The 11070-nt window shown below is 33.4% G+C and carries 15 protein-coding genes; all 15 read right to left on the bottom strand.

The window, feature by feature from the left end; all coding sequences use genetic code 11:
• The coding region (locus RSD37_RS14000; protein ID WP_346947367.1) for a hypothetical protein at positions 1 to 1459 on the bottom strand (1459 nt) is incomplete at its 3' end.
• A complete protein-coding gene (locus RSD37_RS13995) occupies positions 1441 to 2067 on the bottom strand; it encodes a hypothetical protein (protein ID WP_346947366.1) in 627 nt (208 codons plus the stop codon). The genes RSD37_RS14000 and RSD37_RS13995, both read right to left, overlap by 19 nt.
• Before the next feature lie 13 nt (positions 2068 to 2080).
• Positions 2081 to 2953 carry a phage tail domain-containing protein gene (locus RSD37_RS13990; protein ID WP_346947365.1) on the bottom strand — a complete coding sequence of 291 codons (873 nt, stop codon included), beginning with the start codon at positions 2951 to 2953 and terminating at the stop codon, positions 2081 to 2083.
• A gap of 11 nt (positions 2954 to 2964) precedes the next feature.
• A complete protein-coding gene (locus RSD37_RS13985; protein ID WP_346947364.1) occupies positions 2965 to 5694 on the bottom strand; it encodes a phage tail tape measure protein in 2730 nt (909 codons plus the stop codon).
• Positions 5695 to 6007: 313 nt separating this feature from the next.
• On the bottom strand, positions 6008 to 6307 hold the full coding sequence (locus RSD37_RS13980) for a hypothetical protein (RefSeq protein WP_346947363.1): 300 nt from the start codon (positions 6305 to 6307) through the stop codon (positions 6008 to 6010).
• A 55-nt stretch (positions 6308 to 6362) separates the two neighbouring features.
• Positions 6363 to 6920, bottom strand: a complete 558-nt coding sequence (locus RSD37_RS13975; RefSeq protein WP_346947362.1) for a hypothetical protein — start codon at positions 6918 to 6920, stop codon at positions 6363 to 6365.
• On the bottom strand, positions 6920 to 7273 hold the full coding sequence (locus tag RSD37_RS13970; protein WP_346947361.1) for a hypothetical protein: 354 nt from the start codon (positions 7271 to 7273) through the stop codon (positions 6920 to 6922). The genes RSD37_RS13975 and RSD37_RS13970 overlap by 1 nt, the downstream gene beginning before the upstream one ends.
• On the bottom strand, positions 7274 to 7687 hold the full coding sequence (locus RSD37_RS13965) for an HK97 gp10 family phage protein (protein ID WP_346947360.1): 414 nt from the start codon (positions 7685 to 7687) through the stop codon (positions 7274 to 7276).
• A complete protein-coding gene (locus RSD37_RS13960) occupies positions 7677 to 7991 on the bottom strand; it encodes a hypothetical protein (protein ID WP_346947359.1) in 315 nt (104 codons plus the stop codon). Before RSD37_RS13960 ends, RSD37_RS13965 begins: the two co-directional genes overlap by 11 nt.
• Positions 7992 to 8279, bottom strand: coding sequence for a head-tail connector protein (locus tag RSD37_RS13955; protein ID WP_346947358.1), 288 nt, complete (start codon positions 8277 to 8279; stop codon positions 7992 to 7994).
• A 48-nt stretch (positions 8280 to 8327) separates the two neighbouring features.
• On the bottom strand, positions 8328 to 9356 hold the full coding sequence (locus RSD37_RS13950) for a major capsid protein (protein WP_346947357.1): 1029 nt from the start codon (positions 9354 to 9356) through the stop codon (positions 8328 to 8330).
• Between the two features lie 12 nt (positions 9357 to 9368).
• Positions 9369 to 9953, bottom strand: a complete 585-nt coding sequence (locus RSD37_RS13945; protein WP_346947356.1) for a phage scaffolding protein — start codon at positions 9951 to 9953, stop codon at positions 9369 to 9371.
• Between the two features lie 131 nt (positions 9954 to 10084).
• The gene (locus RSD37_RS13940; RefSeq protein WP_346947355.1) at positions 10085 to 10456 is read right to left on the bottom strand and encodes a hypothetical protein; all 372 of its coding nucleotides are present in this window, start codon (positions 10454 to 10456) and stop codon (positions 10085 to 10087) included.
• A complete protein-coding gene (locus tag RSD37_RS13935) occupies positions 10457 to 10720 on the bottom strand; it encodes a Gp49 family protein (protein WP_346947354.1) in 264 nt (87 codons plus the stop codon).
• Between the two features lie 45 nt (positions 10721 to 10765).
• On the bottom strand, positions 10766 to 11035 hold the full coding sequence (locus RSD37_RS13930; RefSeq protein WP_346947353.1) for a hypothetical protein: 270 nt from the start codon (positions 11033 to 11035) through the stop codon (positions 10766 to 10768).
• Positions 11036 to 11070: the final 35 nt, after the last annotated feature.

The raw sequence follows: 11070 nt of genomic DNA, 5'->3' as shown, positions 1-11070 counted from the left end.
TCCATACTCGACCATTAATTTGACCTAAAGGTCTAGCAGACGATGTTATTATTTGAGTTCCATCTTTTCCTGAAGGTCCTTGGGATCCTGTTGCACCTGTATCACCTTTAATCCCTTGAGGTCCTTGAATACCTTGTATTCCTTGTGTTCCGGTATCCCCTTTAAGTCCTTGGGGACCAGTTAATCCTTGAGGTCCAATAGGGCCAATATTTCCCTTGTCACCTTTTAATCCTTGAATTCCCTGAATACCTTGGGACCCTACATCTCCTTTATCACCCTTAGGTCCTTTAATATTTTGTACTAATGGTCTTTCTAAAGAGCTTTTAATTTCCCAACTTAAATTACCAGTAGTATCTACTGTTGGATACCAAGCCTTTTGAATTGTACCTGCTTCATTAGGTATAGATGAAACACTATTGTTTATTTGTTCCACTACAGTGCTTCCTATAGTTCCTACTGCTATTTCTATAGTTAAATCGCCTTCATATATTTCTCTTACTTCTGTTATTCTTAAGTCCTCATTAGTTTCTTTACTTTTTACAGTTACTATATCACCTAAATTCCAATCTCTCTCATACAGTAAATTTTTATTTATTATAGTAGATTCGGTATTTACAATGTTATCAAATTGGCTTAATTTAGCTAATCCTCTACTTTCTATATTTTCAGCGTCTGATATATCTCTACCATCTATAAATACTTCTCTTCTGTCTAATCCTATAGCATCACTCTTTTTAACTTCTTTAATTTCTCTTTCTACACCTTCACCCTGTCCACCAACATATGCAATGTTCTTATAATTTACAGAATTAGTAGTATGAACAGCATTAGTTATATTATTAAATTCACTTGAAAATATAACTCTTGAATTTACACTTTGTGTTGCAGCTCTGTTTATTCCTACCTCAATATCAAATGTAAATTTCTTTATCTTAGGATCTAAATAAATAAACCATCCTATTTCTCCAGTTCTAGATATACTCTCTGTTTCACTCATAAGATTTTTATATCTACTTTCCCAACTAATAATTGAACCTCTATTTTTATTAGGTGCAATTATTAAATTGGGTATCTTCCTATTTATATCTGCTGGATTAACACAACATACATCTACATAGTGCTTTATCACACTTTCAACATCACCTTTGTATTTATCGTAGGCTTCACCATTAGAAGGTACTGTTACCCTTCTTTCGATTATACTCTTTATATCTCTTCCTTTAACTGTTATTTGCTTCTTAGTTTCATTCTCTTCTACTTCTTCGATAATCATAGCTTTATTTTTATTTAAATATATATAATTATCTTTTTTAAGAATAGAAGAGTATTTAATTGGTGCTACTAAATGAAACTCTTTGGCTTGGAAAAAACTTCTTACAAAATAAAAAGAGATATAATCTTCTATATCTCCTATAAATGTAAGTTCATTATTTAATATTTTTAAGCTAATTCTATCCATATGTCACCTACTTTATGAGTAGTTGGGGTAGTACCTTGAATATAAATACCTCTTATACTTTGTCCTTGCATATTAGTGAACCAATCTTGCCATATATTCTTTTGTTCACCCCATTGTTGGTTAAATAAGTTCCACATAGTTTGTAAATCATCTTTACCTGAGAAACTCATATAACCACATAATGAAGCTTGCCCTCTTTCATCTTCAACCATTACTGTATCATTCTTAATAGTTATTTTAGCTAAAGATACTTCATATACACTACTATTCCTGGTAAGATTAGGCGGAGCTGTAGCTGTCCCTTCTACAACCACTATATTCATTACTCTATTTGCTATATCTAACCTTAATATCATTCTTTCAATTTTAGTTACTCCTGTAGGTATTGTTTTAGTTAATTCAGTATTATTAAGATATAGATACCCATTTATACATGCGCTACCCGGTAATATCTTTATTTGAGAATTACTTACTTTAATTACTCTTAAACTATCTGTACTTGGATTAACTCCATTACCTATAAATGTCTTAAAATAGTTTGCAAAATCTTCACTTTTATATTTTCTATCCCCATTTACACTATTAAAAAAACCTCCAAATTCAGCCATAATACACACCTCCTTATAAGCTAAAGTAATGATATTTATACTTTATTACTACACTTTGTGGTAAAAAATCACCATCAGTAGCATAACTAATTAAATTCTTACCTGGATCTAGATTAAAGAATTTAGTATCAATATTTATATAATGATATGCCTGTTCTTCTATATCTCCTCTCATAACTTGTACAGCTTTATTATCAAAGGAGGTATTAATATAAAGTATCTCGTCATCTTCAAGGTTTCTATCAACCTTTATAAATTTACCATAATTTAAAGTTATTGATGGATTAAGTGCTGGACCTTTAAAGAAAACTTCTAATGGTGCTTCTACGTTACCATAGTTGTTAATCTCAATTTCATTAGGTCCTTTCCTTGCAAACTCAATACCAAGAGAAGATAATTCAAATTCAAATTCAAACCCACCTTCCCAGGTTTCAACATTTAATACAGTTTCCTCTTGATCCATCCAAAATGGATTAAAACATTCAAAACTCACTGTAAATGCTAAGGCATTTTTGTTATTAGTTTTATAATCTGTAGAATATAAGGGAGATGCCTCTGGAGAACACTCTATTTGCTTTCTTAAACCATCATTATTGTACTTAATAATAATGGTATCTAGTGGATTTAAAACATCATCTAAATTTCTTTTAATTGTATTTCTTTCCATAATATCATCACTTAATATAATAGCTTTAATCTCTATAGGCCTCTCCTCTATGGTAGAAGACGATAATGATGAACCATATTGTCCAATCCCTTTAACCTTATTGAATGTAGCTGATACATTACCTGGATAAAAATTAGTTATTAGAATCCCACTGCTATATACATAGGATTCTAAAGTTACAGTATTATTTGTTCTTTTATTAATTATATCAATCCTCATACTTTATCCTCCTATGTAAATTGTAAATCTCTCATGCTCTTTTTAGTAGCTTTAGCTACTTCATAAGGGCTTTCTACTTTTCCGTAGAAATTAAGCGTTTGGTTCATTTCATTACTACTTACATTACCTTGAACACTAGACTTATTTTCTTCTGCAGTAAGTACTCTTTCACCTTTGTGTAATCTAGCAACATACCCATCAAAAGGTACATAAGAAAGTCCATTATAATGATTTCCATTAAGTCCTTGTTTTGTTGATGCTGCATCCTCGCGTGCATTTCGCATTTTTTCTGCTAATCCACTAAAGAATGAACCTAGGCCCTCACTTAATTTATCATAAGCAGTTTTAATTTTCCCAGTTTGAATATTAACCTCAGTATCTATTCCTGGGGTAGCATTAACGATTTCAGTTTTTACGCCTTCACAAGCTTCATTTGCGGCATCGATTTGTTCAGTTTTCGCAGTTTTAGCGGATTCAATCATTGCCTTATATTCTTCTTCTGTTATCTGACCGGCTTCCTTCATTCTTGTAGCCTGTCTTATTGTTTCATCATATTTTTCTTCTGCTGCTTTAATTTCTCCATCTCTAGCATTATTAGCATTAGTTATCATTTCACTAGCCATCTCAGCTGTTAGCCTTCCTTGATAATCTTTCATTCTTTCTCTTATAACCGCTGCTTCCTCCGCTGTAGTACTTAACTCTGTTATAGCTGCATTTCTCATTGATGTTTGTAGATTATTAATTTCAGCTTCTTCCTGTGCTGTAATTTCTACATTGCTATCTGCTGCTCTTTGAACTATTTCATTTATTCTAGCTTGATACCCATCTATTACACCTTGCTTTATACTATTATCGGTTTCCATATTTGCAATTATTTCTGCCTCTCTTTGTTCTGTAAGTGTAATATTATCTGCAAAGAATTGTGAGTAGTCGGCTAACATTGCTTCATAATTAGATTGTTGACCAGCTTTTACAGTGTCAGCCATACTTTGAAATTTTCCAGTTACACTTTCAGCAAGTTCTGTTGTCATTGCTGTGTTATTAATATTCATACCATACATTATTCTGCTAACTTCATCATCCATAGTCATGTATGAACCAACAGCGTCTTTAGTAGCTTCTGTTATTACTACCGTATTAGCACCTGTTGTAGCTGCCATGTTTCCAAATTCATCCTGAACAACTTGTGAACTGTAAGTAACTTTATCTGCAAATAAATCCACTGTTGGAACTACTTCTTCTGATAATTCTTTGTGTATTGCATAGCCTGCACCTACTACTGCAGCACCTGCCAAAACAAATGGAGCTGCTGCAACTACTACACCACCAAGTCCTGCTACTAAACCTCCAAGTCCTGTTGCTCCTGCTGCGGTTGCGGTCGCTGTTGTTACTCCTGCAGTTGCCGTTGCTGCTGCCCCTGCTCCGACTTCAAATACCCCCAGTGCTGCACTTGTACCACCTATAATGGATTTCAAACTTGCAAAAGTCTGTATTCCTCCACCTACCAATTTCAGTACTGGTCCTGCTGCTATAGCTATACCGCCCCATTTTAGAATATTGGATTGTTGCTCATCTGTGAGATTGCTAAATTTATCAGCTAAACCACTTATTACGTCAGCTACTTTAGTTATTGCAGGAACTAGAGATATACCTAACTCTATACCCGCATTTTTAACTTTATTTAAAGCACCTTTCATTTGTTCAGCTGGACTTATATCTATCTTTTCAAATGCTGCTTGAGTTGCCCCTGCACTACCTTCCATTGCTTTAAGCATCTCATTATATTCAGCACCATCACCACTAGCTAACACCATAGCTGCAGATCCAGCTTCTACTGAACCAAACATATCTTTAAGTGTAATATTATTATCCTTAGCATGTTTATTTAACATAGAGAATATTTCACTAGTATCCTTACCCTCTGCCTTTAGCTCTGCAAAACCTTTCCCACTTAATTCTCTCAATGCCTTGTCTGTTATACTGCCAGCCTTAGTTAATTCACTAAGCATTGATTTTACATAAGTACCTGCTTCACTTGTTGCTATACCGTTTTTAGTCATTAATGCATAAGCTGCACTAAGTTCATCTATAGAATAGTTAGCTGCACTTGCAATTGGTATAACACTACCCATGCTACTAGCTAATTCATCTACCGTAGTTTTTCCAGCATTTTGTGTAACAATAAGTAAGTCTGATATTCTATTTGCATCTTCTGTCTTAAGCTTATAACCATTAATTGCAGTAGTCATTACATCAACGGCTTTTGCACCAGTAGTAAATCCACCTTTAGCAAGTTTCATAGCCTCAGTTGTAAATCCTATTGCTTTTGTTTGATCTACACCAGCAGATATTGATTCATATACTGCATCACTGAACTCACCTACAGCAACCTTACTATCATTACTAGCTTTTAATAGGCTTGTCTTATAATCATCAAAGTTAACTACATTAGAATCTAATAGTGTAGATACCTTAGCAAAGTTACTTTCAAAATCTATAGCCATCTTACCTGCTGCAATTCCTACTCCAGCTAATGGCACAGATACAAACTTAGTAAGATTCCCACCAACTTTAGATAAATTTTCTCCAACTTTGGTAACATTGGATAGCTCTTTACTTATTTTCTTAGCCTCTCCTACTCCAGCTACAGCAGCTTTAGACATATCATCTTTAAAACCTTTTATATCAGCCTTTATATCAACCATTAAAGAGGCTAAATTTATTCCACCTGTTAAGGGCATTGATTAACCCCCTTTCTGTGTTGAAATTCTCTGATTTTCTTAACATCTGCCTTAGTCTGTTGTAATTTCCAAAGAGTTTTAAGGAATTCCCTACCTTCTTCGGTCCTATTCCAACTATCTATCCAACTTTCTTTTCTGTAGAGTAAATACATACTATAGGGGAGTTCTAAAACCTCATTAAAATTAAGCCCTGTAAACTTGGCTATTCTTCTTAATTCAGAAGTACATAAAACATAATCATCTTCCCAATCCTCAGTTTTAATATATTTATCTACTATAGCCTTTCCTATATCACCCCCAGGTATGGGGATTCTTAGTTTGGGTCCTTATCCGCCTTATACACCATGCTAGTTACTTCTTTAGTTATTAAATCCTGAAGCTTAAATGGAATATTGTCTACTTCCTCAATAGTAAACGTCTTACCTGAAGCATTGTTATTAAGTAACTTGTGTATCACTTTACTTTTTATATCTAAATAGTTCTCTTCTGTAATGCTATTTTCTAATTCTGCTATTTCTTTAGTCATACGTGCACTTGGTTGAAATACCCCTATTACCTCACCATTGATTTTGATTTCTATACTTTGGTTTAAATATTTATCCAAATCTAACATTTATCTTCACTCCTAACTATTTTTCTAAATAAAAAAGAGAGTACATAAGCACCCTCTACGGTTGAACATCTGGTAATGCTGTTGCCTCTTCATCTGTTAGTTCTTCCTCAAACTCAGCTAAGAAGTTCTTAATATACTCTATTGCTGTAATTTCTGCATCTACAGTTAACTCTTTAGTTGTAAATTCTAATGCAAATCCATTACCACCTTGACCTATCATTGTAAATCTAATTTTCTTCCCATTTTCTTTGGTGTGTACGAACCTTAAAAGCACTGTCTTAAGAGCTCCACCGCCACCGAACTTTAATGTTCTAGTTTTCTTTGTTTTATCTGCTACAAACTTGGCTGTAGACAGTAATGCAAGTCTTTCTAATGCCCATGTTAAAATACCTGTTTTAGCCGTTATCTCTTCCTTAGTTATAAAACTCCTAACCGTATTTCCATATTGGTTTTTAACATCATACTTTTCTGGCTTATAGTCGATACTAAAACCACTTGAACAATGGCCAGTATTGTGATCATCTGTTTCTATTACGTCATGGGCTGGTATGTCTGAACCTGTAAATTCATACATGAATACTTCACCAGCACCTAATACTATTTCATCCTTCATTATTTGCACCTCCAATTAATAATTAGTATTGTGGAAACTTCCCACATTTGAATTGAATCATTAAACAAAGAACCTCCACCAGCTAATCCACTCCGTATTACTACATTTTGGTTCACTAGTGAAGGATCCTTTGCTTCCATATCTAATTTTTTAAGTATTGTTTCTTTTATAAGTAATGCATTATCAAAGTCTGAGTCAATTATTTTAATCTCTGCCTGACTTTGCTTTACTACTCCCCCATCAATAGGAGTTACATTATAGGTTAAGAAAGGAGGTTTCCCTGTTCCAAATACAGGAGTAACCTCCAAGCCTGTTATTTCTTCTAATATATTTTTTATTGCTATTTCTAGCATCTAACCACCTGCCAATATCTTAGATATTTTGTCCTTTTGAAACAACTTTGCATATTCTAAAAATGGACAAGGCCTTTGCCCACTAGTAATATGCCACCCTTTGTATTTACCAGTTTTAGCTTCATACTTCCAAGGTGTTTTTCTACCATCACCATTAACCGCATAAATACCAGTACCCTGGTGTACATATGGTGCATATTCTAAACTACTAAATACAGTCCCTACTATTTCACCTACATTAAAACTTACATCATGTTGTATACTTGCCCTAAGTGGTCCCTGATCTATTGGACAATTCATCTTTGCATCTCTTTCAACCACAAGGCAAGCTTTATTCATGTTCTTAACAACTTCCTGGATAACATGTAAAGTAGCATTTTCTATACTTCTTACAAACTCACTATTATCTGGCATTTGTATCAACCACCTTAAGCAGTAAAGTTGTTAATCTGCCCTTAGAATTAGCACTGGTTAAGTCATAAACCACTTCGCCATTAACTAATCTATTTACACCTTCTTTGATATCTTTACAACGTGTGAGTCCTGTGTGCGTACTCTCGTTATATCTAACACTTTGTGTATTTCTATAGTCATTAGTTTTATAAATAGCAACATCAATACTTCCTACATCTACCCATTTTTCTTTAGTTGCTCCAGAAGGTGTTTTAATCTCTTCTTTCTTTTGCAACATTATAGGCTTCATATCTCTATTAATCACTTAGAACACCCTCCTATGCCTATTAAGATTTCTTTTAATAGATTTAGGTATATCACTCTCAAAGTTATTTGATACTCCGCTGAAGCTTTCTCCTGTTAAACCTTCAGTTCCTATTCTGTTGTACATAATTACTGCTATATCTGTTACTGTATCCATCAAACTAGCTGTAACTGACTCTATTTTGCAATAATTTTTAACTACATTCTCAGCTTTTCTGATTAATATAGTTAATAGAGCATCCTTATCTGTGCTATTTATATCTAAAAGTACCTTTAAATCTTCTAACATATTAATACCCCATTTAAATTAAAATAAGGTGAATTTCTCCACCTCTTATTAGATCTTATGCTTTAAAGCTAACAAACCAATATTCTTATTTTCATAAACTTTAGCCCAGTTTCTTACATCAGATAATTCAGCATTGCTAGGAGTAATACCTGTTGTTTGTGCATCCGTGAACTTAACACCATATGGATGCATTGTCATAGCTCTTCTAGTAATAATTATATCATTACCCTTTAGCTTCTCTCTGTCAGTTTCATAAGAAGTTAACGCCTTTGGTGTTCCTTCATTTCTTCCTATAGCTCCATCTCCAAATAGGAAAGTAGTATATATTGCATTAGTGCCAGTTCCTTCTACTGGTAAACCATCATCTACTGCAGCTATTCTATATCCTAAGTAGTAAGGTATTCTAATATTAGGATTAGATGCTTCACTTACATACTCTATAAGTTGTTGTTTTTGTAATGCTGTAAACACTGCACTATGCATACCTAGAGCCTTTACTCTGTCTGCTGCATCACCTAGAAGTTGTTTTGTATCTAATATTGCTCCACCACTTATCTTTGCTACGGCACCAGTTCCTCCAGATATATCGTTAAGATGTGTATCTACTAATGGTCCTTTAAACGTTGTATCAATACTATCTACTTTATAAATTTGTGTACCAAATAAACCCTTAAGCACTGAAATTAATACCGCTTGTTCTCTTCTTACCCAGTATGCAGCAACCTTTGACATTAAAGCTTTAAGAGGATCATCTCCACTTATTACTGCACTAAGTTCATTTACCTTCCATGCTCTACCTCTATACATTACTGCAGCCATATCCTTACCTGCTGTAATCTTATCTGTTCCTAATTCAGTATCACCATCATCTAAAACTTCATCTTCTCCTGAAAGGTCATTCCAGAAAGGCATATTAACTAATAGTCCCCCATTAGTTATGTTTGCTGCTACCCTTGAATCTACTACAGCTATACCACTTTGTACGAAAGCTGATTTCTCCGCTGTGTATTGTTGCATATATGCATTGTATATCTCCGGTGTTATAATGTCTGCTAATTGTGTTAATACGTTTGCCATTTATATCATCTCCTATTTATTATTTTGTTTTTCTAAGTATTCTGTTAGGTTAAAATCTTTGCCTCTCATAAGTGTTGCTAAATCTCCAGTAGATGCTCCACCACCAGCTGGATTATAATCAACCTTTACATCTCCAGTATTAAATAAATAATCATCAGATTTCTTAAGTCCTTCTAATTGTTCATTTAATCCTTCAAATGTGCCATCTTCCTTTTGCTTTATCTTCTCTAAATCTAATAAAGCTTTTACTGACTTAGTTTTCTTAGCATTAGCTTTTGTTAGTTCTAATTCTAAAGCCATATCGTAAGATTTCTTTTCACTATCTTTCTTAAGAGTTTCTATAGTGCCTTCATATTCAGTTACTTTCTTTTGTAAGTCCTCATTACCCTTATTGTCCTTCTTAAGAGTTGTAATTGTGGTATTAGCCTCTGTTAACTCTTCTTGTAAAGCTTCTTTCTTGATCTTAAGCTTTTCATATCTTTCTTCAATTTTCTCCTCATTGGTTGTATAGATCTTCTCCTTTAACATAGCTCCTGTAATAGCTGCTATTTGTTCATCAGTAAGACCTTGTGCTTTTAATAACTCTTCAAATTTCATGTATATTCCTCCTATACTACGCTTTTATACGTGTTTTGCTTCACAAATATAGTTTTACTACTCCATTCTTTTACGCCTTGTGTATAGTAATAAAAGGCATAATAAAAAGCCTTAGATATTTCTAAGACTGCCTACCCCTTTATTGTAGCTATAATATCATCACCTAACATAATATGTTCTTCTGCTACAACTTTACTATTTATAAATATAGCTAAATTATCTTTAATAACTTGATGTAATCCCATTGCAATTTCATCAGTTATTGTTTCTTCATCGGAATTCTTTAAGTCTAAATTTCTTTCTTTCACTATTCCGTGGACTAACTCATGGAGAAAAATTTGTTCTTGACCTTGTTCATCTTTATACTCTGAATTAATTTCTATTAAGTGTTTTTCATAATCTATAGTCCCATAACAAATTGTATTTTCTATATATAGTGTTTTATCTGTAAGTTCAACTATATAGTCCATACTTCCTATTCTAACTTTATTAGGTATTTGCATTTAATCCAACCTCCCTAATTCACATTGAAGCTTATACCCCTCAAGTCTCCATATTTCATTTTTAATTTTTTCTAAGCATACTTCTTTACCTATGTTCTCATCATAGTTAGCTGGATCTACTGCACCACTATGTTCTACTATGGTAAATCCATTAGGTAACTGAACTGCAACTACAGTGCATTTACCCCACAACGTACTAACTACTACTTCCGACTCCTCTAACATCTTATCTACTTGGGTTTGTTTTACTGTATTTTCATTCATTAATAATTCCTCCTCATTTTAGATATAATAAAAAAGCACCTACTTCTAAGTGCTTTTACCATTTGACTTATCCATTTCAATTTTAAGCTTTCTCTTTGCTTCAGCAACTTTAACATTGTCCCCTAGTGCTGCATATCTTTTAATATCAACCATTAGCCTTCTAGCCTTTGGTGTGTTAATACATACAACATATTTTTTATTACAGTAAGGACATTCAAAGTATGTTTGTGTAAGCATTGCTCCTAAACAAGTTTCTTTCAACATATCTTGTTTATGCTCAAAATCTCTATTACATTTTTTACATATAATCTTCATATATTACCCCTTCCAAGACAAAAGCACCTACTAAG

Origin of the sequence: Clostridium sp. (assembly GCF_036646415.1) — a bacterium.
In the GTDB taxonomy this organism is placed as follows: Bacteria; Bacillota; Clostridia; order Clostridiales; family Clostridiaceae; genus Clostridium_J.
The sequence above is the reverse complement of the archived record's forward strand: the minus strand, read 5'-3'. Positions and strand labels throughout refer to the sequence as shown.